The organism is Paraburkholderia denitrificans, from assembly GCF_042655705.1.
Lineage (GTDB): Bacteria > Pseudomonadota > Gammaproteobacteria > Burkholderiales > Burkholderiaceae > Paraburkholderia > Paraburkholderia denitrificans.
Genome location: NZ_JBHSMP010000016.1, coordinates 25,233 through 48,562 on the forward strand (window position 1 = coordinate 25,233; position 23,330 = coordinate 48,562).

General features: G+C 63.6%; 23 protein-coding genes. 17 read left to right on the forward strand and 6 right to left on the reverse strand.

All coding sequences use genetic code 11. The features are described from left to right. Positions 1–50: 50 nt before the first annotated feature. The 4 genes from pqqE to ACFPTO_RS13025 all read left to right on the forward strand — a co-directional run bounded on the left by pqqE (position 51) and on the right by ACFPTO_RS13025 (position 3,704). Positions 51–1,196: a pyrroloquinoline quinone biosynthesis protein PqqE gene (pqqE, locus tag ACFPTO_RS13010; protein ID WP_377711756.1), complete on the forward strand. Its 1,146-nt coding sequence runs from the start codon at positions 51–53 to the stop codon at positions 1,194–1,196. A 104-nt stretch (positions 1,197–1,300) separates the two neighbouring features. Continuing rightward, the gene (locus ACFPTO_RS13015; RefSeq protein ID WP_377711757.1) at positions 1,301–1,810 is read left to right on the forward strand and encodes a urate hydroxylase PuuD; all 510 of its coding nucleotides are present in this window, start codon (positions 1,301–1,303) and stop codon (positions 1,808–1,810) included. Then, positions 1,807–2,943 carry a 3-phosphoserine/phosphohydroxythreonine transaminase gene (gene serC / locus ACFPTO_RS13020; protein WP_377711758.1) on the forward strand — a complete coding sequence of 379 codons (1,137 nt, stop codon included), beginning with the start codon at positions 1,807–1,809 and terminating at the stop codon, positions 2,941–2,943. The genes ACFPTO_RS13015 and serC overlap by 4 nt, the downstream gene beginning before the upstream one ends. Beyond that, on the forward strand, positions 2,940–3,704 hold the full coding sequence (locus ACFPTO_RS13025) for a hypothetical protein (protein WP_377711759.1): 765 nt from the start codon (positions 2,940–2,942) through the stop codon (positions 3,702–3,704). Before serC ends, ACFPTO_RS13025 begins: the two co-directional genes overlap by 4 nt. 127 nt (positions 3,705–3,831) lie before the next feature. On the opposite strand, the gene pqqC is transcribed toward ACFPTO_RS13025, so the two are convergent. The 3 genes from pqqC to pqqA form a co-directional block, all read right to left on the reverse strand. Beyond that, positions 3,832–4,557 carry a pyrroloquinoline-quinone synthase PqqC gene (gene pqqC, locus ACFPTO_RS13030; protein WP_377711760.1) on the reverse strand — a complete coding sequence of 242 codons (726 nt, stop codon included), beginning with the start codon at positions 4,555–4,557 and terminating at the stop codon, positions 3,832–3,834. A 2-nt stretch (positions 4,558–4,559) separates the two neighbouring features. Continuing rightward, positions 4,560–5,483: a pyrroloquinoline quinone biosynthesis protein PqqB gene (gene pqqB / locus ACFPTO_RS13035; protein WP_377711761.1), complete on the reverse strand. Its 924-nt coding sequence runs from the start codon at positions 5,481–5,483 to the stop codon at positions 4,560–4,562. A 66-nt stretch (positions 5,484–5,549) separates the two neighbouring features. After that, entirely contained in the window at positions 5,550–5,624 is a 75-nt protein-coding gene (pqqA, locus tag ACFPTO_RS13040; protein ID WP_377712085.1) for a pyrroloquinoline quinone precursor peptide PqqA, read from the reverse strand. A gap of 479 nt (positions 5,625–6,103) precedes the next feature. On the opposite strand from pqqA, the gene ACFPTO_RS13045 reads away from it, so the two are divergent. From ACFPTO_RS13045 to ACFPTO_RS13055, 3 genes are all read left to right on the forward strand, one after another. Further along, the gene (locus tag ACFPTO_RS13045; RefSeq protein ID WP_377711762.1) at positions 6,104–7,138 is read left to right on the forward strand and encodes an alpha/beta fold hydrolase; all 1,035 of its coding nucleotides are present in this window, start codon (positions 6,104–6,106) and stop codon (positions 7,136–7,138) included. A gap of 280 nt (positions 7,139–7,418) precedes the next feature. Further along, positions 7,419–7,898, forward strand: coding sequence for a carboxymuconolactone decarboxylase family protein (locus ACFPTO_RS13050; protein WP_377711763.1), 480 nt, complete (start codon positions 7,419–7,421; stop codon positions 7,896–7,898). 4 nt (positions 7,899–7,902) lie between these two features. Continuing rightward, positions 7,903–8,307 carry a cupin domain-containing protein gene (locus tag ACFPTO_RS13055; RefSeq protein WP_377711764.1) on the forward strand — a complete coding sequence of 135 codons (405 nt, stop codon included), beginning with the start codon at positions 7,903–7,905 and terminating at the stop codon, positions 8,305–8,307. 106 nt (positions 8,308–8,413) lie between these two features. Here ACFPTO_RS13055 and pdxR read toward each other — a convergent pair whose 3' ends face one another. Further along, entirely contained in the window at positions 8,414–9,934 is a 1,521-nt protein-coding gene (gene pdxR / locus ACFPTO_RS13060; protein WP_377711765.1) for a MocR-like pyridoxine biosynthesis transcription factor PdxR, read from the reverse strand. Positions 9,935–10,126: 192 nt separating this feature from the next. Between pdxR and ACFPTO_RS13065 the strand changes: the two genes are divergently transcribed. From ACFPTO_RS13065 to ACFPTO_RS13075, 3 genes are all read left to right on the forward strand, one after another. Beyond that, positions 10,127–10,870: an SDR family oxidoreductase gene (locus ACFPTO_RS13065; protein WP_377711766.1), complete on the forward strand. Its 744-nt coding sequence runs from the start codon at positions 10,127–10,129 to the stop codon at positions 10,868–10,870. An 83-nt stretch (positions 10,871–10,953) separates the two neighbouring features. Further along, on the forward strand, positions 10,954–11,991 hold the full coding sequence (locus ACFPTO_RS13070; RefSeq protein ID WP_377712087.1) for a LysR family transcriptional regulator: 1,038 nt from the start codon (positions 10,954–10,956) through the stop codon (positions 11,989–11,991). Between the two features lie 69 nt (positions 11,992–12,060). After that, positions 12,061–12,495 (forward strand): hypothetical protein, encoded by a 435-nt coding sequence (locus ACFPTO_RS13075; RefSeq protein WP_377711767.1) that lies wholly within the window; start codon positions 12,061–12,063, stop codon positions 12,493–12,495. 127 nt (positions 12,496–12,622) lie between these two features. Here the strand turns inward: ACFPTO_RS13075 and ACFPTO_RS13080 are convergent, their stop codons facing one another. Both ACFPTO_RS13080 and ACFPTO_RS13085 read right to left on the reverse strand, forming a co-directional pair. After that, positions 12,623–12,829, reverse strand: a complete 207-nt coding sequence (locus tag ACFPTO_RS13080) for a hypothetical protein (protein WP_377711768.1) — start codon at positions 12,827–12,829, stop codon at positions 12,623–12,625. 172 nt (positions 12,830–13,001) lie between these two features. Beyond that, positions 13,002–13,289 (reverse strand): YciI family protein, encoded by a 288-nt coding sequence (locus ACFPTO_RS13085; RefSeq protein ID WP_377711769.1) that lies wholly within the window; start codon positions 13,287–13,289, stop codon positions 13,002–13,004. Between the two features lie 370 nt (positions 13,290–13,659). Here ACFPTO_RS13085 and motB point away from each other — a divergent pair, with 370 nt between their 5' ends. The 7 genes from motB to ACFPTO_RS13120 all read left to right on the forward strand — a co-directional run bounded on the left by motB (position 13,660) and on the right by ACFPTO_RS13120 (position 23,210). Further along, on the forward strand, positions 13,660–14,649 hold the full coding sequence (gene motB, locus ACFPTO_RS13090; protein ID WP_377711770.1) for a flagellar motor protein MotB: 990 nt from the start codon (positions 13,660–13,662) through the stop codon (positions 14,647–14,649). Positions 14,650–14,893: 244 nt separating this feature from the next. Then, entirely contained in the window at positions 14,894–15,583 is a 690-nt protein-coding gene (locus tag ACFPTO_RS13095) for a response regulator transcription factor (protein WP_377712089.1), read from the forward strand. Then, positions 15,573–16,853, forward strand: coding sequence for a sensor histidine kinase (locus ACFPTO_RS13100; RefSeq protein ID WP_377712091.1), 1,281 nt, complete (start codon positions 15,573–15,575; stop codon positions 16,851–16,853). Before ACFPTO_RS13095 ends, ACFPTO_RS13100 begins: the two co-directional genes overlap by 11 nt. Before the next feature lie 135 nt (positions 16,854–16,988). After that, complete coding sequence (locus ACFPTO_RS13105; RefSeq protein WP_377711771.1) at positions 16,989–18,389, forward strand: TolC family protein; 1,401 nt, start codon at positions 16,989–16,991, stop codon at positions 18,387–18,389. After that, entirely contained in the window at positions 18,386–19,453 is a 1,068-nt protein-coding gene (locus ACFPTO_RS13110) for an efflux RND transporter periplasmic adaptor subunit (RefSeq protein WP_377711772.1), read from the forward strand. The genes ACFPTO_RS13105 and ACFPTO_RS13110 overlap by 4 nt, the downstream gene beginning before the upstream one ends. A gap of 41 nt (positions 19,454–19,494) precedes the next feature. Next, a complete protein-coding gene (locus ACFPTO_RS13115; RefSeq protein ID WP_377711773.1) occupies positions 19,495–22,608 on the forward strand; it encodes an efflux RND transporter permease subunit in 3,114 nt (1,037 codons plus the stop codon). Between the two features lie 239 nt (positions 22,609–22,847). Further along, the gene (locus ACFPTO_RS13120) at positions 22,848–23,210 is read left to right on the forward strand and encodes a hypothetical protein (protein WP_377711774.1); all 363 of its coding nucleotides are present in this window, start codon (positions 22,848–22,850) and stop codon (positions 23,208–23,210) included. The last annotated feature ends 120 nt before the right edge of the window (positions 23,211–23,330 follow it).

Sequence of the window (23,330 nt, forward strand, 5' to 3'; positions counted from 1 at the left end):
ATAAAACGGCGGGCATTCTGCACCGCCAGTCGAACAGAAAGGAGACGGCGATGCCGAAGGAATCTCAAGGAGTCAGCCTCGATGGCCAGGGCAAGCCACTGTGGCTGACGCTCGAACTCACCTATCGCTGCCCATTGAAATGCACGTGGTGCAACAACCCGCTCAACTTCAAAGACTACGAAAAGCGCGAGTTGTCCACGCAGGAGTGGAAAGACGTGCTGCGCGATGGGCGCGCGCTCGGTGCATTGCAGCTTGGGTTCTCGGGCGGCGAGCCGCTTGAGCGCGACGATCTCGAAGAACTCGTCGCGTATGCCGACGAGATCGGCTACTACACGAACCTGATCACTTCCGGCATCGGCCTGACCGAACAGCGGATGGCCGCGTTGAAGAAGGCCGGGCTCAAGCAGGTGCAGTTGTCGCTGCAATCGATGCATCCTGAACTGACGGACGAACTCGTCGGTGCGAAGGCGCACGCGCGCAAGCTCGAGGCGGCGCGTCTCATCAAGGCCCACGGTTTGCCGATGGTGCTCAACATGCCGGTGTGCCGCCAGAACATCGGCCAGATCGGCGCGGTCTGCGAGTTTGCCGCCAGCATTGGCATCGAGTACATCGAGTTCGCCAATATCCAGTACTACAACTGGGCGTTGCTCAACCGCGATGAACTGATGCCCACGCGCGATCAGGTGCGCGAAGCCGAAGCGGTGGTCGAGCGCTGGCGTCGCGAGCAGGGCGAGGACATGACGATCTACTTCGTCGTCCCCGACTATTACGAGAGCCGGCCGAAAGCGTGCATGAACGGCTGGGGCGCGATCCATCTGACGATCGCACCCGACGGCGTGGCCATGCCTTGCCAGGAAGCGCGTGTGATACCGGGCCTCGAATTCGAGTCGGTCCGCGACAAACCGCTGTCGTGGCTGTGGCACGAATCACCGCTGTTCCGCAAGTATCGCGGTCTCGACTGGATGCCCGAGCCATGCCGCTCATGCCCCGAGAAAGAGAAGGACTTCGGCGGTTGCCGCTGCCAGGCGTTCCTCCTCACCGGCGATGCGGCCAATACCGACCCTGCATGCAGCCGCTCGCCGCATCATCACCTGGTGACGCAGGCGACAAGCCAGGCCGGGTCGCCGGTGCGCTTTCGCAAGCCGCTCATCAAACGCTGGGACAACGGCGTCTCGACCGCCTTCATGGAGGACTGAATGGGCCATCCCTATGACTCGGCGAGAGGCACGGTCGTGCTCGGCCTGCTGCTGACGGTGGCGCTCGTCGCGCTCGCGCACCTGCTGATGGCGTGAGGCGCACCATGACCTATCTCGTCACCTTCGATCTCTTGTTGCGCTGGACGCATTTTCTTGCCGGCATCATCTGGGTCGGCCACAACTACGCCAACGTGATCCAGCGTCCGAATTGGCGTCCGCTGACAAGCGCCGATCTCGTCAACGATCAAAGCCCGCGTTTTCAGGCGCTGCTGAACCGGGAGCACGGCGTGTTCCGCTGGGCTTCGGTCGTCGCGTGGTCGGCGGGCATGCTGATGCTCTGGCGCTACGGCGCGCTCGTCGGCGCGCTTACGCTGCACGGCGCATTCGTGCCGATCGGCATCGGCGCTTACATTGGCACGCTGATGATGTGCAACGTCTGGTTCGTGCTCTGGCCGCATCAGCAAAAGGTGCTCGGATTCAAGCCCGCGTCGGTCGATGAGCGCGTGCGCTGCGCGCGCATCACGCACCTGTCGTCGCGCACCAATACGATGCTGTCGATTCCGTTGCTGCTGTTCATGGCGATCGGTGCGCACGGCGGCCTTGTGCTGCGATGAACGGCGACACGCTCGTCCAGTCGCGCCCGGCCACCCGAAGCGGTGCGTCATGGAACTTCGGTGCCGGCCCTTCGCGCCTGCCCGATGCCGTACTCGCGCGAGCCGGCGACAGCCTGCTTCGGCGCGCGGCCGACGGCATGGCGGCAATCGAGCGTCCGTTCGCGGGCACCACGTTCCGCGAAATCCTGGCAGCCGCGCGCGAGCGGCTTGCCCGGCTGCTCGGCGTGCCCGATCACTACCGCGTGCTGTTTCTCGCGGGCGGCGCGACGCATCAATTTTCCGCGGTGCCGATGAATCTGCTCGATCCGTCGTCCGGATTGCGCCGCGCCGCTTTTGCGGACTCGGGCTACTGGTCGCGCCGGGCGCTTGCCGAAGCAAGCCGCTATGCGGAAACAACCGTCATTGCGCGTCATGCGGGCGATACGCCGCTCGCCGTGCCGCCGCTCGGCGAGTGGACGCTGCCGCCCGACACGGCCTATTGCCACATCACGGCCAACGAAACGGCCGATGGCGTGGCCTGGCCGGCATGGCCCGAGACGGGCCCGGTTCCGCTCGTGGCCGATGCGAGTTCCTGCCTGCTCAGCGCGCCGATGGATGTCTCCCGCTTCGGACTCGTTTACGCGAGCGCGCAAAAGAACATCGGGCCGTCCGGGCTCACGATCGTCATCGTGCGTGAAGACTTGCTGCATCGCCCTGCGTCGATGGCGCCTCTGCCGTTTCAATATCGGCTCCAGGCTGCCGAGGAAAGCTGTGCGAACACGCCGCCGATGCTGGCCGTTCACCTGGCTGCGCTCGTCTTCGAGTGGATCGAGGCATGCGGCGGCTTGACGGCGATGGCAGCCACCAACATGCGCAAGGCGTCGTTGCTGTATCGGGCGATCGACGAAAGCGGCGGCTTCTATGTCGCGCCCGTGGAACCCGGCCATCGCTCGATGACCAACGCCCGCTTCCATCTGGGGCAGGCGTGCCTCACGGAACGTTTTCTCGATGAGGCCGAGGCTGCGGGGGTCATGCATTTGCGTGGCCATCGTCAGCTCGGCGGCGTGCGTGCGAGTCTCTACAACGCCATGCCGGAGGCCGGCGTCGAGGCGCTCGTCGGCTTCATGGCCGATTTCGCGGAGCAACACCGATGAACGACGGCAGTTGGCCTTCTCGCCTCGGGTTGGCCGGCGGTATCGACAAGGACGGCAGCCGGGCCGCCGAGTTGCTCGGGGCGGGATTCGACAGCGTCGAGTTCGGCACCGTGGCACCTGAAGCTGCACCGGACGGGCACCCCGGTGTTCGTGCGCTCACCGCGCGCCTCGCCGCGTTGGCGCCCGCCGAACGGGCCAGGGCGCGTGTGGGCGTCGGGTTGGGCATGAGCGCCGACGCGCCTGCATCCACGTTGCCAGGCGAATGGACGCGCGGGCTGCACGAAGCCTGGGCCGTTGCCGACTACTTGAGCTTCAATCTGAGTGCGCGGCGTTACCGGCCTCTGTTGAATGCCGATTACGCGGCACTCCTCTTGCGCGCTTTTGCGGGCGTGGCCGCCGAGCGTGATCGACGCACACGCGAAAGCGGCCGCCATGTTGCAATTGCGCTGAAGGTGCCGCTTGCCGGTGACGATCCGTTTCCGCTCGCGGTGGCCGAAGGCGCCGCCGATGCCGGCTTCGATGCGGTAATCGGCGTTCTGCCCGAAGACGCAGGGCGACTCGGGCAGTTGGGCTTGCTTGCCGGCCGGCTGCGCGGCAAGGCTGCGGTGCTCGCCGTGGGCGGCGTGCGCGCGGCAGTCGATGTGCGCGCCGCGCTGGAGGCCGGGGCCAGCGGCGTGCAGGTCCATACGGCCTTCACGCAGCTCGGCGCGCGCTGCGTTGCTGTGCTTCGCGGAGAAGCTCTGGTGCAAATCGGAGGGTGAATCCACCGTTTTTCACCCGCGCCCGAATTTGCACCACAGCCGGAATTTACGCCTGCCTTGCCGCTACGCCGAAGATGCCCGCAGGCGGGGGGGCGCAGCCGCACCCCACTGCCTGCGTCACTCGTGTTCACACGGGCCAGGCTTTTTCGACCCCATCGAGTATCGACCAGAGAATATCGAGCTTGAACTGGAGAATATCGAGCGCGCGCTGCTGCGCCTCGGGCGTGCGGAAGTAGTTCAGCGTGACTTCGAGACCGTGTTCGACATCGCGCTGGGCGAGCGGCACGCGGCTGCGGAAATACTGCAGCCCGTCCGGCTCGATCCACGGATAATGCGATGGCCAGCCAGCGAGACGATCGAGATGGATCTGCGGCGCGAACATCTCCGTGAGAGACGAGCACACTGCTTCCTGCCACGGCGCGCGGCGCGCGAAATTCACGTAGGCATCCACAGCGAAGCGGACTGAGGGCAGCACGAGCGACTGCGACCACATCGTCGCGGAATCGATGCCCACCGCTTCGCCGAGGCGCACCCACGCCTCGATCCCGCCCTCGCCCTGACCATCGGCCTGGCCGTCGTGGTCCACGAGTCGCTGAATCCAGCGCCGGCGTGTGGCGCGGTCCGGGCAGTTCGACAGGATCGCCGCATCCTTGAGCGGAATGTTGATTTGATAGTAGAAACGGTTCGCCACCCAGCCGCGGATCTGCTCGCGCGAACACTGGCCGCTATTGAGCCGCTGATTGAACGGGTGATGAATGTGATAGCGCGACTCCAGCGCGCGCAGCCGCGCCTCGAATTCCGCGGGTGTCCACGGCGCGTCGTGCAACACCTGTGTGGGGACCTGTGCGTTCATCTTCATACCTCGAGAACCATGCCGTCGTGCGCCACATCGATGCCGCAAGCGCGCAGTTGCGCGTGCTCGTCGGAATGCGGGTCGAGAATCGGATTGGTGTTGTTAATGTGCGTGAGAACCTTGCGCGTACCGCGCGGCAATGCTTCGAGCCAGTCGATCATGCCGCGGCGCTCACCCTCGGCGCATTGCGCCAGATGTCCCATTTCGTCCGCGTGCTTGGTCGAGATACCCAGATCGATCATCTCCGTGGCAGTCCAGAACGTGCCGTCCACAAGCACGAGATCGGAACCGCGCATCATGGCATTGATCTCGTCCTGCATCTCCGCCAGGCCCGGTGCGTAGAAGGCCCGAGTACCCTTGATTCGATCCTCGATCAAAAGGGCGATATTCGTGCCGTCGATGCTGCTCTGGCGAAATGGCGAATAGGGCGGCGCCTTGCCGTCGACGGCAATGGGCGTAAAGCGCAAGCCTTCGCATGCGGGAATCGTAAAGTGCTCGCCAGGCTGTATCTCATGCGTTCGCACGCCGCAGTAATGGCCGAGCAGCGGCACAAGCGGCAACCCCGTCGAGAGATCTTCCAGCACGGGCGCGCACGCGTAGAGCGGCAGTGGCGCGGTGCGCTCGCGCAGCATCAGCAACCCGGTCACGTGATCGATCTGCGCGTCGCTCAGCACGACCGCCGCGATTCCGCTGTCGCGTATTGTCCGCTCGGGCTGCATATCAGGATGCGCGCGCAACTGTGTGAGCACGTCAGGAGACGCGTTGACGAGAATCCAGTCGACACCGTTATCGCTGACCGCAATCGACGATTGCGTGCGTGGCAGCACATCGCCGCGCCCGTGGCGCGCACTGCGACAGTTCGCGCAGTTGCAGTTCCATTGCGGCAGGCCGCCGCCCGCGCCCGAACCCAGTATTTTGATTTTCATTGTCGTTGCTTCCGGACGCCACCCGCAACGCCGTTCGGGCGCTGCAGGCGGCGGGTCCCGGCCCGCTTAGCGATTGGCGACATACATCGTGATTTCAAAGCCGAAACGCAGGTCGGTGTACGACGGCGTGGACCATTGCATGGCATGTCTCCTTGTGTGCAAATGAATTGTAATTGGATGGAAGAACCGCACTGGATGCGCGGCCGTTTCCTTTGAAGCAAGAGGTATGCCGATGTCGATACACGAAGCGCGCAAGCGGCGCGAGCGGAGCTTCGTGCGATAGCCGACAAGGACATTGTCGTTTTGCAGACGCAAGGGGGCCGAACGTGTTGCCGCCCGACACGTTCGGGAAATGCACAGTGTTGATTTTTGGAGCACTTGTGCCGCAGGATGCAACACCCGTGTGACAACTCGCTCGAGAAAAAGCGTGGCGAAGACGGTGGAGAGTGCGGCAGCGCCAGCATTGCGACGAAAGCGTATGCGCTCGCAGCGCTGCGAGCGACATGCCGAGCTACAATTTGCGGACTCACCCCAATCTGTATCAATTCGTACCTCGCGTGCGATTCTTGCCTGGTTGAACGCTTTTTTTTCACTACGCGCTCGTGACGAGCGGCCCATTCATGCGCAGACAAACTTCCGGCTGGCCAACTTCGTGCGGCCCGCTGCGCCACCTGCGCCTGAATAGAGACGGGCATTCAATCGCGTTCACGGTGGCCGGCGAGAGCACGGCGCAGACAGTCGTCGTGCTGCACGGCGGCCCGGGCAGCGCAAGCCAGCCCGGCATGCTGGCCTTGTTTGACCTGACGAAAACACGTGTCGTACTCGTCGATCAACGTGGCGCGGGCGAGTCGCGTCCACGCGGCGGGTTGCGCGGCAACCGCACGGACCACCTCGTTGCGGATCTCGAGGCGATTCGCCGCGCGCTCGGCATCGCGCGCTGGGGGATCGTCGGCGGTTCCTGGGGCGCCGCGCTTGCGCTCGCGTATGCAGGTCAGCATCCCGCAAGTGTGCTGGGCGTCGTGCTGCGCGGCCTCTTTCTGACCTCGCGACATGAAGTACGGCACCTGTTCGTGACATCGCGCCACAAAGCGCCACGCGCCTGGCGGCGCCTGTACGCCGCGGCCGGATGCACCCGCGCGAGCGCGTTGCTCGCATGCTGTGGGAAGCGATTGCAGCCTGGCGCGGCATACGTGCGTCAACGTGAGGTCGCGCTCGCATGGCGCGCGTACGAAGAAGCGATACTCGCCTCGTCGTGGCCCGGCCGTGCTTCGGCATCTCGTCCACGCCGCGCAAACGCGCCGAAGGCCATGCGCACGCTCATCGCCAAGTACCGGGTCCAGGCGCATTACCTGTTGCACGACTGCTGGCTCGGCGAGCGGCGCCTGCTCGCTTTCGCACGCAACGCACAACACGCTGGCGTGCCGATCTATGCCGTGCACGGCCTGCGCGATCCCGTGTGCCCGGTCCGCAACGTCGATCGTCTTGCGAAAGCAACGCCTGGCGCGCACATCACCCGCGTACCCGGCGGACATCTCGCCAGCGATCCCGCACTGAAGCGCGGTGTCGCGCAGGCGATACGGGCCATGTTCGCCAGCGCGCCCCAGTCAGTCAGCGCCACGCTCAGTCCCACGCGTAGTGCAGTCCAACCCGGATGACGCACCCCCACTGGTTGCACGTGGCAGGCGCGGTGCCGACATGGCCCTTGTGCGTATTGAACGGAACGGCGCGCGGAAATCCGTCGCGGGAGAGGCAAATATTTTTTCTTCGCTGAATCGCTGAATCGCTGATTGGTGCCGAAGCGACAACAGAGTGCGCACTCCGCCGGTACTACTGGCCTGTGAGTCCCGGGTTTACCATGCTCGCGAGCCTGGTCCCGCGAAAGATCGTTCGATGCGGGCTCAACAAGCGCCCCCGAACCGGTCAGGAGAATCGAGCATGACGCAACGCCTCAACTACTTTCAGCAATCGCCGGAACTGTCCAGAAAGCTCGGCGAGCTTGGCGAACTTCTTCACAAAACGACGCTGGAAGCGCCCATTCGCGAGCTCGTCGAAATCAGGGCGTCGCAAATCAATGGCTGCGCGTTCTGCGTGGACATGCACGTCAAGATGGCGAAGCTCCACGGAGAGCGTGAATTGCGCCTGCATCACGTGGCGATCTGGCGCGAGTCGCCGCTGTTCTCGCCGCGCGAGCGTGCCGCGCTGGCGTGGGCCGAAGTTCTGACCCGCCTTCCGGCCGATGGTGTACCGGACGATCTCTACGAACACGTACTCGAACACTATTCCGCGCAGGAATTATCGGATCTCACGTTTCTCGTGGGTTTGATCAATAGCTGGAACAGGCTGAGTGTCGCATTCCGCAGCGTGCCGGGCTCGCTCGACAGGTTGTTCGGACTCGACAAGGCCAATCTGGAGTGACGCCATGAAACGCACCCTGCTTGCGCTGGCTGCCGCGATGTACTCGTGCATGCTGGCCGCGCTGCCGGCGAGCGCCGAGCCCACAGCCAAAGTCACGTCGCTCGGCACGCGAACCTTGCCCGAATATCCGGGCAAGGAAGTCCAGATGATCGTCGTGGACTATCCGCCGGGCAGTGTCGATCCCGTCCATCGTCACGATGCGCACGCATTTGTCTACGTGCTCGACGGCAGCATCGTGATGGGCCTGAACGGCGGCAAGGAAGTCACGCTCCATAAGGGCGATACCTTCCACGAAGGACCGGCCGATATTCACACGGTCGGGCGAAATGCCAGCAAAACGAAGCCGGCAAAATTCCTGGTGTTCCTGATCAAGAATCAGGGTGCACCGGTCCTCACGCCCGTAAAGTAGCGCGCTCGTCGATCGACGCCAATAGACACCAGTCGAAACCGTGACACGCTGCACGCCGCCATGAACTTTCGCGAGACGCTCGGCGTCGGCTGCGGCGTGCCGCACGTCAGCGGCCCAGGCAGGCACGCAGTGTTTGTGCGAGACGGTGCGCTTCGTGCGCATCGGCGATGTTCGCGAACCCGATGACGAGGCCGCGTGGCGTTTGCTGCGTGCGGCTGCTCGCGTACCAGATCGAAAGCGGCAAGACCGCGAGTCCGGCGTCGCGGGCGCGGGCAGCGACGGCGACGTCGTCGACTGGCCCTTCGGGCCCCTCGGTGAACCGCACCGCGAACTGGATGCCGCCTGACGGCAATTCGACGATCAGCCGTTCGCCGAACGCCTGCCGCAATGCGTGCACGATCAGCGTGCGCCGCTCGCCGTACAGCGTGCGCATCCGCTTCAGATGCCGGGCAAAGTGCCCCTGTTCGATGAAATCCGCCAGGGCCGCCTGCAAGAGCGCTGGCGAGCCGGCATTCATGCTGCATGCCACGCGTTCGACGCGCTCCACGGCGCGCTCCGGCACGACCGCGTACGCAAGCCGCAAACCGGGGTACATCGCCTTGCTGAAGGTACTGCAATAGACCACGTGATCCCGCCGGTCGAGACTCTTCAACGCCGGAAGCGGGTGGCCGAGATAGCGGAACTCGCTGTCGTAGTCGTCCTCGACGATCCAGCCCGACATTTTTTCGGCCCAATCGAGCAGTGCGATGCGACGGGAAAGCGACAGCGTGTGCCCGAGCGGGCTCTGATGCGACGGCGTCACCAGCGCGAAGCGTGCCTGCGCGTCCAGTTGCATGCCGCGCCCGACGTCGAGCCCTTCGACGTCCACCGGCACCGGGACGAGTTGCACGCCGGTCTCGGACAGGAAGCTGCGGGCGAGCAGATAGCCGGGATCCTCGAACCACACACGGTCGTTCGGACGCGCGAGACTGCGCAGCACGAGTTCCAGCGTCGAGCGGTAGCCGCCGGTGACGAACACCTGTTCCGGCACGCAGGTGACGCCGCGCAATAGCGTCAGATAGGTGGCGATGTGTTCGCGCAGCGGCCGGTAGCCGGCCGGATTCGGGTAGCCCAGCAGTGCGCGTTCGCTGCTGCGCGCCCGCTGCGACACGAGCCGGTGCCATACCTTGCGCGGAAATGCATCGAGCGCCGGGATCCCGGGCTGCAGCGGGCGCGGCTCGCCGCTCATCGCGACGGCGATTGGCTGCGGGCGCCGTGGAGGCTGACTGTCGTGCGGCGTGCCCGGCGCCCGGTGCAGATCGGCGTTTTCGGCGCGCCGCGCGTGTTCGTCGGCTCGCGCGGGCGACGAGCGCGTGAGCGATTCCGGCAGGGACGGCGATACGAACGTGCCTGCCGCGCCGCGCATTTGCAGATATCCCTCGTCGACCAGGATCGTGTAAGCCTGTTCCACGGTGCCGCGCGCCGTGTTCAGTTGCGTTGCCAGACCGCGCAGCGCGGGCACGCGATCGCCGGGACGCAGATGACCCGCGGCAATCGCGGTTCTGAACCGCTCGCAAATCTGCAGATAGACCGGCAACTGGTGCTGCCGGTCGATTTCGATGGTCAGTGCGGGTGTTTGCGCAGACATGGCGGTCTCGTGCGTCACGGGAACAGGTGCGACTTGGACTAGTCCAGTCGACGATTCTTGGCACTTATGGGCAGGACATGATTCTTTCACAATTGCGTCACGCGATGCGGTGGTTGTAAGCATTTCGTCGGATACGGCACGCGTCACGTGCCCACGCGTTCAAATTGAATCCTTGTGTCAGGAGAGTTTGCGATGAAGATCGTTGTCATCGGCGGTTCGGGCCTGATCGGCTCGCGTGTCGTCACGCTGCTCGGCGAAGCGGGCCATCAAGCGCTTGCCGCATCGCCGCGCACCGGCGTCAATACCATCACGGGCGAAGGCCTGACCGATGCATTGACGGACGCGGATGTCGTTGTGGACGTGGCGAATGCGCCGTCATGGGAACCGCAGGCGGTACTGGACTTCTTCCGCACGTCGGCGCGCAATCTCGGCAAGGCCGAAGTGGCCGCAGGCGTGCGCCATCACGTTGCGCTGTCCATCGTCGGCTGCGACCGGATGCCGGAGAACGGCTATTTCGCGGCCAAGGTCGCGCAGGAACAGGCGATCGAAGCGGCGGGCGTTCCGTACACGGTTGTGCGCGCAACGCAATTCCTGGAATTCATCGGCGGTATTGCGGATTTCGGCACGGAAGGCAGCACGGTCCGCATCGGCGACGGACTGTTTCAGCCGATCGCGGCGGAAGACGTCGCGGCACTCATCGCGCAATTCGCACTCGCCGGGCCGCTGAACGGCACGGTCGAGATCGCGGGCCCGGATCGCGCGCCGTTCGCGGAGATCGTCGCGCGCTATCTGAAGTCGGTCGGCGACACGCGCACGGTGGTGACCGATCGCGACGCCCGCTACTACGGCGGCCGTGTCGAGGAAAAATCGCTCGTGCCGCTCGGGCCCGCGCGAGTCGGCCGCATCGGTCTCGACGAGTGGCTTGCACGAGGCTGATGCGCGTTCGCACGTGTGGGTGGTCCGCTGGCGCGGGCCAGCGACGGGCAATCGGGATGAGCGGCATGTCTGGGGCGGCTGAAATGAATCGATCGGATCCATCGGAGCATGGCGTTCGTCGCGACCTGGCCGGTCGCGACGATGCATTGTCGGCGAGCTTTGGTGCGAGCTATGCGGGCATCCTTGCATTCGTCGCCGTGGCGAGCGAGGGGAGCTTTACCAAGGCCGCCGAACGTCTCGGAGTCGGCCGGCCGGCCGTGAGCCGGAACGTCCAGAAGCTGGAGACGCAGTTGAGTACGCGGTTGTTCCAGCGGACCACGCGCACGACCGAACTGACGCGCGAAGGCCAACGATTCTTCGAGAACTGCCATCAGGGCGTGGCGCAGATCGTGGAGGCCATGAACGACATGCTGGAGCTGCGGCAGGGGCCGCCGCGCGGCCTCATTCGGATCAGTTCCGCGGTGGGATTCGGCAGGAAAGTCGTTGCGCCCCTGCTGGAAACGTTTGCTCAGGCTTACCCCGACATCTTGATCGATCTGTTGCTCGACGACCGGCCGATCGATCTGGTGTCGGAGCGGATCGACGTCTCGTTCCGCAATGGACGCATTGAAGACTCCAGCATCATTGCCCGGCAACTGATTCCGATGCAGATGGCGCTCTGCGCGGCGCCGTCGTATGTGGCGAGGCATGGCCTCCCGCAGAGTCTGGAGGATCTGTGCGAGCACGAGTGCATCAATTTCCGTTTTGCGAGCGGACGCCTGTTCGAATGGGAATTCACCGTTGATGGCCGAGTGCAAAAGTACCTGCCGACGTCCCGCCTCACGTTCAACGATGCGGATCTGGTGTTGCGTGCGGTTCTGAACGGATCGGGCATTGCTCAGATGGCGGGCTATCAGATTCGCGACCATATTGCATCGAACGAACTCGTCGTCGCGATGGCGAAGCATGTGCCGGAAGATCGCGGCCACTATATCTGCTATCTCAGCCGGCAACATCTTCCGGCGCGCATCCGGATCTTCGTCGACTTCATGACTGAACAGATTCGCGCACTCGACTTGAACTGTATGACCCGATTTAATCCGGATATCGTGGATGCATCATCGGCGGGATTGGCTGCTTGAGGGCAGTCGGCCGTCGCAAATCGCGCGAGCGGCCTGCGGGCGCGTAACTTGCGCCGACCGGGAGGTAACATGAAACGCTTCATTGCGAGGCTCGGAATGAGCACTATCCCGACGCTGACGCGGGGCACCGCGGCAGGCATGGTTCTGCTGGTGACCTCCGTCTTGTTCCCGGCAGCGTATGCGCAGCCCGTTACCACGGGTCCTCTCAGCATCACCGGGTCGGCCGTCGTGCGCGGGCCGTTGACCGTCGACGGCTCGCTCACCGTCGCGGGTGACATCTACGCCCGCGGGCCGATCACGGCGGACTGGATCGAACGGATTCCGTTCAACGATCCCGCCGTACGCAGGCGCCGGGGAGAAAACCTGTTCGATGGCCCGCTCACGGTGCACGGCCCGCTGGTCGTGCACGGCGATCTGGAAGTGGATGGCCCGATTACCGTTGGCGGTCCTGCCGGTGCTGTCGGGCGTGTGAATGCCGAGGGGCCGATTACCGAGCGCCGTTGAATCTGCGCCGGACGAGATGTCTGGAGGTCTGTAACGTTTGGCAACTTGCCGCCGGTTGAACCCGTCGTTGCGAACGGTCGATCCCCGAAGCGCGGCGGCTGACCAGCACGCTCTTGTCGAATCGAGGCTAGCGCCGTCCGCTGCGGCCCCATACGTAACGCACCCACCGCTGCCACCGGCCTTGCGGCGGAGCGGGTGTGTGCGCAGCCTGCGCTTCGCGGTCGCGCTGGACGGACTTCTGCACCTGTTCGTGAATCTGCCGCAACGTCATGCCGCCCGGGCCCTTCAGCTTATCGGGATCCGAAGCAGGATCGAAATCAGGATCGTGTGTCATGGGAGTCACTCGTTTCTGATGCTGCGAGTTAATCTTGATACAGACGCCCGGTTGCAGCAAGCATGTGGACGCGGCGTAATCCAATCCACGTTGCATCTGCCGACGATTGCGCAACGCCGGTCAGTCCATGCCACCGCCTGATTTTCAGGTAATCGGATTAATCGAGAAACCGCTACAGAACGCCTTTCAGCGTGGGATGGAACTTCACCGGCGCGAATTCGGTTATGCGGTAAGCCGCTAAGCCATGCTGATAAAACGGATCGCGCGCAAGAATCGCATCCAGTTCCGTGCGGCTGACGCGGCCGCTTACAAGAATAACGCCTCCATCGCGCGGATTTTTTGGCCCGGACGCGAGGAACGCTTCACTGGCATATTGCTCATCGAGAAAACTACGATGTGCTTCCAACTGGATTTCAATGGCGTTAAGGGGCTTCAGGTACGAGAGTTCTACGATATACATCGCCATAACCTATAAAAGCGTTTTAAAAGTAGCTTCGCTGAAATCGTACATTACAAAAGCCGGGTCGCGCGCCGAATGGGCGTGGGCGGCACCTGAACCGCCGCTATGGAGCGGATTGCTAACGGTCTCCGCCTGTTCGTCAATCAGCGTTTACAAGGGGTAACATCCGTGCAGGCCCGTTGCGGGTGCAACGGCGCAATCGCGACAGGAAAATGACGATAGCAATTTGCCCGGGTTTGTCGAATGACAAACCCGGGCAATCAAGGCTACCTGCGTTTTTGCCGTAATTCAGTTATCCGGCGGCGCGGACCCATATTCATGCAAGAAACAAGGGAGTCGGGCGCAGTCAACCAGCCTGGGGGAATCGGCGATGCGGAGGAGGGACAGGGGGCGAAAGATTGTCGTGAGACATGTCACGTCCGACCGCAAGGTCTATCGCACTGGTGCGTGGAAGCTCGCTTACGCGGACTTCATGACCGCGATGATGGCCTTTTTTCTGCTGATGTGGCTGGTCAGCATGGAGTCCAGGGTTCAGATTCAGGGCGTCGCCGACTTCTTCAAGCAGCCCCTGAAACTCACGCTGTGGGGCGGCGAGCGCAGCGCGGTGGATTCGGGCGTCCTGAAGGCGGGAGGCCGGGACGTTTCCACTGACCGCCAGGGTGACACGCAGCAAACGGATGGTCATCTCGACCGGGGCGAGCACTCGGCGCAGCGGGCCGACGACAACACCGGCAAACTGCAGAGCCGCGATGTTGCATTGCGGGAACAGCTCCGTTTGCATGACCTTCAGATCAAGTTGATGGCGGCGCTGCAGGCCAATCCGGATCTGCGGCAATTCAGACAACAGATCCGGATCGACTCGACGCTCATGGGGCTGCGTATCGAGATCGTGGATTCGCAGAAGCGTCCGATGTTCGCAACCGCGCGGGACACGGTCGAGCCGTATATGCACGACATCCTCAGGGCGATCGGAGGCACGCTCAACAGCGTGCCTAACCGGATCATCGTTCAGGGGCACACGGACGCCGTGCCCTACCCGCATGGCGAGAAGGGCTACAGCAACTGGGAACTCTCCACCGACCGCGCGAACGCATCGCGCCGCGAGTTGATTGCAGGCGGCCTCGACACGGGTAAGGTTATGCGTGTCATTGGACTCGCTGCGACGCAGAACCTGAACAAGGCCGATCCGCTCGATCCGGAGAACCGGCGCATCAGCATCATCGTCCTCAACAAGAGATCGGAAGAGGCGCTCATGCAGGACAACACATCAACGACAACCGTTCCCAATGATGCGGCTGGCGCAGGAAAGTCACCGCTGTCGGGTCTCTCCGTATCCGCAGCCACTACCGCGCCTCGATAGACAAGTTTCGATCGTCAAGGCAGCCTGCGATTGGCGCTCGGCTTCATGGCAAATCCACTCGTGAAATTGCGTGACGATCTGGCGACGCGAAGCCTCAGGATGACTCACCACACAATACGTTCCTGACAACGGTACGCGCACGCTAAATGGCTCGACGAATCCGCCGGACTTACGCCATCGCGACGCGCGGAGTTCTACGGTAGCATCGGCTATCATGCTGCCCGAGGATGATGAAGGGATGTTCATGAAGGTGCTTATTGTCGAAGACGACTCCGCGATAGCCGCGAACCTCTACGACTATCTTGAGGCGAGCGGCTATGCGGTCGATGTGGCCTCCAATGGCAATGCAGGGCTGCAGATGGCGCTTGCCGATGCGTGGGATGCCATCCTGCTCGATCTGTCGCTGCCTGGCATGGACGGTCTCACGCTCTGTCGCAGGTTGCGTGAAGAGGCATGCCGCGACACGCCCGTGCTGATGCTGACCGCGAGGGACGCGCTTGACGACAAGCTGAAGGGGTTCGTGCACGGCGCGGACGATTACCTGGTCAAACCGTTTTCCCTGAAGGAAGTGGGGGCGCGTCTTGGCGCCATGGTCAAGCGCTATCGCGGCCAGGTCGCCAGCATGGATCTTCGATTTGCGGACGTGCGCCTCGATCTGTCGACGATGACCGTCGAACGCGCCGGGCGGCCGGTCAAGCTTCCTCCCAAATGTCTCCAGTTGCTGCGCATCATGATGCAGTCGCCGCACCGCACCTTTAGCCGCGCCGAGCTTGAATCGGAAGTCTGGGGCGACGAGTTGCCGGACAGCGACACGTTGCGCACACATGTCTACACCCTTCGCCGGGCACTGTGCGATCCTGGCGAGCCGGACGTTATCGAAACGCTCCATGGCGTCGGCTACCGACTTGCGGCAACCGGCCATGATACGAAATAGCCTGCGCTTCAAGGTCGCGCTCTTTTTCTCGGTGCTGGGCATCGCGCTGCTGCTGGCGCAGGCGTTTGGCGTTAAAGCGCTGGCCGAAACCCAGGAAGAAAAACTGATCGCGGCGCTTATCCATGATGACATGGCGAGCGTGCTCAAGAATTACGAAGCCGATCCGTCTTTGCTGCCGCCTTTCGATGCACGGATGAGTGGCTATGTATCGGGCGCGCACCGGGAGTCCATTACGCTGCCCGAGTCGGTCAGGGATCTGCCTTTCGGCACGCACGAGATCATCATCGGCGGACGGGAGATTCATGTCGCGATTGCGCCACTCGGCACGGCGCGTCTGTACCGGGTTTACAACTTCAATATCTACGAAAAGCACTTCAAGCAGGTTATCAATGTGCTGATGGCCGGTACGGGCATTTTCGCGCTGCTCACGATCTGGCTGTCCTTCGGTTTGTCGGGTCTGCTGGTGCGGCAGGTGGCGGGGCTCGCGCGACAGGTGAAGGAACTACGGCTCGGCGAATCGGCGCCGATTCAGCCCGGCAGATATGACGAGACCGAACTCGTCGGACTGGTGGAGGCATTCAACGATTATCACCAGCGTATGGCCGACATGATTGCGCGTGAGAAGGAATTCACGGGCAATGTCAGCCACGAGCTTCGCACGCCGCTCACGGCTATCAAGACAAGTTGCGAATTGCTTGAACAGGATGCGGCGATCAGTGGCAAGTCGCGCGCGCGTTTGCAGCAGATCGAGCGGGCCGCCGACAACATGCGCGAACTCACCAGCGCGCTGCTGATGCTTGCCAGGGAGGATTCGGCGCGCGATGTCGAACCGGTGGCAATGGCGAAGATGATTGAAACCACGCTGGCACCATTCGCTGACCAGCTCGCGCGAAAGGGACTCGACACGATCATCGACGTGGATTGCGAACTGCGGGTTGCGGCAAACCGGCCCGCGCTCGCAATCGTGCTCTCCAACATCGTTGACAACGCCGTGCGGCATACGGACCACGGACGTCTTCACTTTCGCTACGCCGATGGCTGGTTGTGCATCGAGGACACGGGGCCGGGTATTCCGGCGCAAGCGCTCCCGCATGTTTTTGAACGGTTCTATCAGACAGGTTCGCCACACAGCGCGATGCAGGGTGTCGGGATCGGCCTGTCTATCGTCAGAAAGCTGTGCGACCGCTACGGGTGGCGGATCGAGATCGGCAGCGAGCCAGGCATTGGCACCCGCGTTTCGCTTCGCCTGCCGACTGCGAACGAAGCATGAGCCGACTTCACGAGAACCGCTCAGTTTCTTGATGGGTTCTTGTCAGGTTCTTGACGAAAACTTCACAAGCACTGGCGTAGCATCGGCCCCGGAAGCTGCCCGTTCGGGCGGCACAACGTCCGATGGAATGCCAGAATGCGCCGCGCGTTTTCACTTGCATCATTGATTGCCTTGATTGGCATCGGCGGCTGTGCGACCTGGCATCCCCAGCCGATCGCCCCCGACCTGCTTGCCCGGCAATTCGAGCAGCGCTCACTGGCTAGCGAGGACCTGCACGCGTGCATCGCGCGCGAAGCAGGGCACGATGCTGCACCGTGGCCGCCCGCGGTCTGGAACCGCGAGTTGCTCACCCTGGCGGCGTTCTGCTACAGCCCCGCGCTCGACCTCGCACGCGCGCAATGGGACACGGCCAAAGCGGGCATCGACGTCGCCAACGCGATTCCCAACCCTGTTTTGCAGTTGCCGTTCCAGTACGACACACCGAACCCGGGGCCTGGCGCGCCCTTCACCTGGGGGCCTGCGCTCGACATCCCGATCGAAACCGCACACAAGCGCGGCTATCGCGTCGATCAGGCCGCTCACATGTCCGAAGCCGCACGGCTAAACATCCTGAGTGCGGCGTGGACCGTCCGTGCGCAGGTTCGCGACGCCATGCTCGCGCTGTACGCTGCCCGCAGCCGCATCGCATTCCTGTCCGCAAAAGCGGAAGCCGAGCGGCAGATCACGGCGATGAGCCGCCACCGTCTCGCCGTCGGCCAGTTTTCTCAGCCCGATGTCAACGCCGCCGTGCTTGCCGATACCCAGGCGCAGAGCGATCTGGCCGCCGCGTGCAGCGCGGAACAGGATGCGCGCGCGCAATTGAGCGCCGCCATCGGCGTGCCGGTCACCGCACTCGACGGTGTGACGCTCGACATCAGCGCTTTTGGCACGGCTGCGCCTGCGCCACCGGCAGCAGATGCGCAGCGCGCCGCCATTTTTCATCGTGCCGATCTGCGCGCCTCACTGGCCGACTACGCTGCGGCTGAATCGGCGCTCCAGCTCGAGATTGCGAAACAGTATCCGGATATCCATCTCGGCCCCGGCTATACGTACGACACCGGCACGAACAAGTTCGCGTTCGGACTGGCCGGTATCGCGTTGCCGATCTTCGATCAGAACCAGGGTGGCATTAAACAGGCCGAGGCCAAGCGCAAGGAGGCGGCAGTCCGCACCGGCGCGCTGCAAGACAAGATCATTGGCGATCTCGCGCACGCACTGGCGCGCTATCAGGCGAGCATCGACGCATTGCGGATTTCCGATGACCATCTGGCGAGCGCCCGCCGTCAACTCGACAGTCAGGCCGCTGCGTTCTCCAGCGGCGACGCGGACCGGCTGACTTACACACAGGCGAAAGCCGACTATCAGACGAGCGAAACCACGCATCTCGATGCCGAAGTCGTTGTCCAGCAGGCTGCCGGCGCACTCGAAGATGCGATGCAATTGCCCCTCGCCCACGAGGCGGTGACTCACACCCTCAGTGAGGGGACGACACGATGAAACTCCCGCTCATTCTTCCTGGTGTCGTTTCGCTCGCCCTGTGCGCCGGTGCGGGCTGGTACATCATTAACCAGATGTTCGACGCGCCCGGTGCATCGACTGCCACCGCAACGCAGTCGGCTCCGCCGTCCGCTGTGCAGACCGTCAACGGTGAAACAGTCGTGGTCTTGAGCGCCGACGCACAAAGCGCCAGCCATATTGAAGCCGCGCCGCTTGCCGCCGTCACGAGCCAGTCGCGCATCAGTGCCGACGCCACGGTCATCGATCTGCAGCCGCTCTTCGATCTGCGCAACCGCCTTGCCACCGCACGCGCGGACGTCGATACATTCACCGCGCAGGCGGCCAGCTCACGGACGCAATACGCAAGCAGCCGCACGCTGTTTGCCGACGACCGCAATATTTCTCAGAAGAGTCTGTTGGCTGCGCAGTCAACGATGCAAGGCGATGAAGCGAGACTGCAATCGGCGCGGGTCACGCTGGCAGGCCTTGACGGCACGATGCGCCAGCAGTTCGGCGACGCACTCGCGAACGCCGCCGCCGCACCGGTCTCGAAGCTGTTCCAGCGTCTCCAGTCGGGCCAGTCGGTTGTGCTGCGCGTCACGTTGCCTTCCAGCTTCGCCGCGACGCCGCCAGTGCAGATCGCGGTCGATACACCCGACGGCCGCACGTTGCCTGCTCAACGGCTTTCCGCTTCGCCGCTCGCCGATCCGGCCGTGCAGGGCACGCCGTGGCTATACGTTGCCGACGCGACGTTGCCAGCCAACCTGCGCACGAGCGCGCGCGTGCCGACGTCGAGCGAGGCGCTGTCCGGGCTGCTGATTCCCGAGCATGCGGTGGTGTGGTACGGCGGTCAGACATGGGCCTACGTACGTACTGCGCCTGGGCACTTCACGCGCCGCTACGTGCCTGCGGGTAACGAGGGCGAGCACGGTTTCGTGGTGACGTCCGGCTTCAACGCTGGCGACCAGGTCGTGACGCAGGGCGCGCAACTGCTGCTCTCCGAAGAACTCAAGCCGCAGGGCATCGCGACCGCCTGCAAGGATCCGCCCGAGTGCGACGACTGACCCGCGTATGACACGCCCGGAACAACTCGACAACACGTCCCATGCTTAGCGCGATCATCCGCTTTTCGCTGCGCTTTCGCGGCATCATTTTTTCGCTGGCCGTCATGGTGGCCGGCTACGGGCTGTTTACGCTGACGCGCGCGCGGCTCGACGTCTTTCCGGAATTCGCGCCGCCGATGAGCATTGTGCAGACGGCCGCACCGGGCATGAGCAGCGAACAGGTGGAAGCCCTCGTCACACAGCCGGTTGAAAACGCCCTCGGCGGCATGACCGGCCTGCAGTCGATTCGCTCGCGGTCCATGCAGGGCCTGTCCTCGGTCACGCTCGTGTTCGAGGACCATGCAAACGTGATGCAGGTCCGGCAGCTCGTCAACGAGCGCGTCGGCGGACTCGCGGGCACGCTGCCGGCAGGCGTCGCGGCGCCCCAGCTTCTGCCGCTCACGACGACGACGAGCGTCGTGCGCACGATCGGCCTCACCTCGAAGACGCGCTCGCTCGCGGACCTCTACGACATCGCCCAGTGGACGATCAAACCTCAGCTGCTGAGCACGTCAGGCGTAGCCGACGTGATCGTGTTCGGCGGCGAGACGCGCGAGTTGCAGATCCAGGTCGACCCCGCGAAGCTGATGCGCCACGGCCTGTCGATTCAGGATGTGATTGCCGCGGCGCGCCAGGCCACGGGCGTACGTGGCGCCGGATTCATCGAAAACAGCAACCAGCGCATCGCTGTCCATGCCGATGGCCAGATCGCGACACCGGAAAAACTCGCCGGTGTCGTGCTGCGCTCCAGCAACGGCGCGGCGGTTCGCCTTGGCGACGTCGCCAGCGTGACCTGGGGCAGTGCAGCGCCCGTGGGCGCGGCGTCGATCATGGGCAAGCCCGGCGTGATGGTCGTGATGGAGAGCCAGTACGGAACCAACACGATGGCTGTCACGCGCGGCATCGAAAAGACACTCGCCGGGCTCGCGCCCGTGCTCGCCCGCCAGGGCGTGGACGTGAATACCGACGTGTTCCGGCCCGCCAACTTCATCGACGCTTCCATCAATCACCTGCGCACGGCACTGATTGTCGGCGCTGTACTGGTCATCGCCGTGCTGTTTCTGTTCCTGCTCAACGTGCGCACGGCGTTGATTTCCGCAGCCGCCATTCCGCTGTCGCTGCTGGTTGCGATCATTGTGCTCACATCGTTCGGCGTCAGCCTGAACACGATGACACTGGGAGGGCTCGCCATCGCGCTCGGTGAGGTGGTCGACGACGCCATCATCGACGTCGAGAACATCTACCGGCGTCTGCGCGAGAACCGCGCATTGGCCCAGCCGCTGCCAGCGTATCGCGTCGTGCTGCGTGCTTCGCTCGAAGTTCGCAGCGCCGTTGTGTTCGCAACATTCATCGTGATGCTGATCTTCCTGCCCGTGATCACGCTTCCGGGTCTGGGTGGGCGGCTCTTTGCCCCGCTCGGTATCGCATACATCCTCGCCGTGCTCGCATCGCTTGGCGTCGCGCTGACGCTCACACCGGCGATGGCGCTCGCACTGCTGGTGAAAGGTCCTTTGCCCGAGCGGGAGCCACGCCTGATCGGGCGTCTAAAGACGCGTTACGTCGCGTTGCTGACCACGGTCGAGCAGCACGTGAAAGTGGTCATGGCGATCGTTGCTGTGATGTGCGCCGCAGCGCTCGCGGCGCTGCCGTTCATGAGCGGGAGTTTTATTCCGCAACTGCGCGAGGGCCATTACACGGTACACATGGGGCTCGCGCCGGGCACTTCGCTCGCCGAATCGATGCGCATCGGCACGCAGGTTTCGAACGCGCTGATGCAGGTGCCGGGTGTGCGTCTCGTGGCCCAGCGCGCAGGCCGTGCAAACGGCGTGGTCGATCCGACCGGCGTGCAGCTTTCCGAGTTCGAGGTCGACCTCAAGCCGATGAGCGCGTCGGGACAAAGCTGGGCGCTCTACCGGATTCGCCAGGCGATGGCGCGCTTTCCGGGGCTTTCCACCTCGGTCAACACGTTTCTGGAGGAACGCATCGACGAAACCATTTCGGGTACGACCGCTCCCGTGGTCGTGAATGTCTTCGGCAACAACCTCGATGTTATCGACCGCACGGCACAGCAGATCGCCCAACTGATCGGCACGATCCACGGCGTTGCCAGTGTGCGGGTGGATTCTCCGCCCGGGATTCCCGAACTGGATGTGAGGCTGAATCCGGACGCACTGAGCCGCTGGGGCTTTCGCCCGGTGGAGGTGCTCGATGCGATTCAGGCCGCGTACGCGGGCGTGAGCGTTTCGCAGATTTACGAGGGCAGTCGAACGTACGACGTCGCAGTCGTACTCGCTCCCGCGCAACGCCGCTCGGTGAGCGACGTGGGCAAACTCATGGTGCGCAATGCCGACGGTTTCGCCGTGCCCCTCCTTGCGCTCGCAACGATCCGGCAGGTCGCTGGCCGTTACCAGATCACGCACGACGGTGGTCAGCGAGTGCAAACGGTGTCGGTGAATCTCGGCAACCGGGCGGTCAGTGACTTCGTAAAGGAAGCGCAGGCGCGCGTGAATCGCGAAATCAGAATGCCGCCGGACACCTATGCCGTCTTCAGCGGAGAGAGCGAAGCGCGCGCGCAGTCGCAGCGCGACCTGCTTGCCTATGGCGGGATGGCGCTGGTGGGCATCGCCCTGTTGCTGTTCCTGGCGATGAAGAACCGGCGCGCCGTGCTGCTCGTGATGATCAACCTGCCATTCGCGCTGGTGGGCGGCGTCCTGGGCGTAGTGCTGACCGGCGCGAACCTGTCGCTTGGCAGCATGGTGGGTTTCGTCACGCTGCTGGGCATATCGCTGCGCAATTCGATCATGCTGATCAGCCACTATGAGCATCTGGTGCACGTCGACGGGTTGACCTGGAATATGGACACCGCGGTGCGCGGCGCGTCGGAACGGCTGGTGCCAATCCTCATGACCGCGCTGGTGACCGCGCTCGCGCTGGCGCCGCTCGCCGTGACGAGCGGCGCGCCCGGCAATGAAATCGAGGGCCCAATGGCAATCGTCATTCTTGGCGGCCTGATCACCTCGACCGCGCTGAACCTGATTGTCCTGCCTACATTGGCCTTGCGTTATGGGCGCTTCGTGCGCGACGAAGTCGCAGAACCGGGGACAGCGAATGCGTGAGTTGGGCTAAGCGATCTCGCCAGGCCATCGCATCGACCGGTTGAACTCGTATCGGTAAACAACTGCTTTACGCGGTAGCGGCTAAAGAGCAGCCCGTGCGCGTTCTGCGTGGCTGTCCTTCATTGTTTCAGGTTGAGATCGCGAACACATTACGTTACGAATGTTTACATGGTGTAGCGATCTTTCGGTATCGCGTTCGTACAATTCATTTACCTGAAGACGCTCGAAGGGAGCATCAAATGAATAAGCGACACTACGTAATCACGCTGGCTGCCGCGCTCCTTGCGCTTGGCACGACGACGGCAATGGCAGCAGCCGGCGGTCACGGTGGGGGCGGCATGGGTGGTACCGGCGGTGGCATGGGTGGCGCCGGTGGCGTCGGTGGCAACTCCGCCGGCCATATGAGTGCATCGGCACAGGCTCATTCCAACGGCTTCAACTCTGGCGACCGCGACGCAGGTCTCGCGCGCGCCGCTGACCGCTCCGACACGATCGCAGACCGTGCAGGCGTTCAGCCGGGCAAGGGCCACAGGCACGGCAGATCGCACACTATGACGGCGCCGAAGCGCGAAGCATTCGGGCACGTAGAAAGCAAGCCGTAAGTGCGTCGCGCGAAGCGAGCCGGGGCAGAGGCCGCGTTCGTGCTGTTCGTATGTAATGGCGGCTTCGCGTATGATTTTCGCCATGGAGTTGGCATGCGTCCGATAACCGCCGCCCACAAG

What these genes read in the sequence shown, in the direction of transcription:
- pqqE (WP_377711756.1), top strand. Translation starts at nt 51, where the DNA reads ATGCCGAAGGAATCTCAAGGAGTCAGCCTCGATGGCCAGGGCAAGCCA.
- ACFPTO_RS13015 (WP_377711757.1), top strand. Translation starts at nt 1,301, where the DNA reads ATGACCTATCTCGTCACCTTCGATCTCTTGTTGCGCTGGACGCATTTT.
- serC (WP_377711758.1), top strand. Translation starts at nt 1,807, where the DNA reads ATGAACGGCGACACGCTCGTCCAGTCGCGCCCGGCCACCCGAAGCGGT.
- ACFPTO_RS13025 (WP_377711759.1), top strand. Translation starts at nt 2,940, where the DNA reads ATGAACGACGGCAGTTGGCCTTCTCGCCTCGGGTTGGCCGGCGGTATC.
- pqqC (WP_377711760.1), bottom strand. Translation starts at nt 4,557, where the DNA reads ATGAACGCACAGGTCCCCACACAGGTGTTGCACGACGCGCCGTGGACA.
- pqqB (WP_377711761.1), bottom strand. Translation starts at nt 5,483, where the DNA reads ATGAAAATCAAAATACTGGGTTCGGGCGCGGGCGGCGGCCTGCCGCAA.
- ACFPTO_RS13045 (WP_377711762.1), top strand. Translation starts at nt 6,104, where the DNA reads ATGCGCAGACAAACTTCCGGCTGGCCAACTTCGTGCGGCCCGCTGCGC.
- ACFPTO_RS13050 (WP_377711763.1), top strand. Translation starts at nt 7,419, where the DNA reads ATGACGCAACGCCTCAACTACTTTCAGCAATCGCCGGAACTGTCCAGA.
- ACFPTO_RS13055 (WP_377711764.1), top strand. Translation starts at nt 7,903, where the DNA reads ATGAAACGCACCCTGCTTGCGCTGGCTGCCGCGATGTACTCGTGCATG.
- pdxR (WP_377711765.1), bottom strand. Translation starts at nt 9,934, where the DNA reads ATGTCTGCGCAAACACCCGCACTGACCATCGAAATCGACCGGCAGCAC.
- ACFPTO_RS13065 (WP_377711766.1), top strand. Translation starts at nt 10,127, where the DNA reads ATGAAGATCGTTGTCATCGGCGGTTCGGGCCTGATCGGCTCGCGTGTC.
- ACFPTO_RS13070 (WP_377712087.1), top strand. Translation starts at nt 10,954, where the DNA reads ATGAATCGATCGGATCCATCGGAGCATGGCGTTCGTCGCGACCTGGCC.
- ACFPTO_RS13075 (WP_377711767.1), top strand. Translation starts at nt 12,061, where the DNA reads ATGAAACGCTTCATTGCGAGGCTCGGAATGAGCACTATCCCGACGCTG.
- ACFPTO_RS13080 (WP_377711768.1), bottom strand. Translation starts at nt 12,829, where the DNA reads ATGACACACGATCCTGATTTCGATCCTGCTTCGGATCCCGATAAGCTG.
- ACFPTO_RS13085 (WP_377711769.1), bottom strand. Translation starts at nt 13,289, where the DNA reads ATGTATATCGTAGAACTCTCGTACCTGAAGCCCCTTAACGCCATTGAA.
- motB (WP_377711770.1), top strand. Translation starts at nt 13,660, where the DNA reads ATGCGGAGGAGGGACAGGGGGCGAAAGATTGTCGTGAGACATGTCACG.
- ACFPTO_RS13095 (WP_377712089.1), top strand. Translation starts at nt 14,894, where the DNA reads ATGAAGGTGCTTATTGTCGAAGACGACTCCGCGATAGCCGCGAACCTC.
- ACFPTO_RS13105 (WP_377711771.1), top strand. Translation starts at nt 16,989, where the DNA reads ATGCGCCGCGCGTTTTCACTTGCATCATTGATTGCCTTGATTGGCATC.
- ACFPTO_RS13110 (WP_377711772.1), top strand. Translation starts at nt 18,386, where the DNA reads ATGAAACTCCCGCTCATTCTTCCTGGTGTCGTTTCGCTCGCCCTGTGC.
- ACFPTO_RS13115 (WP_377711773.1), top strand. Translation starts at nt 19,495, where the DNA reads ATGCTTAGCGCGATCATCCGCTTTTCGCTGCGCTTTCGCGGCATCATT.
- ACFPTO_RS13120 (WP_377711774.1), top strand. Translation starts at nt 22,848, where the DNA reads ATGAATAAGCGACACTACGTAATCACGCTGGCTGCCGCGCTCCTTGCG.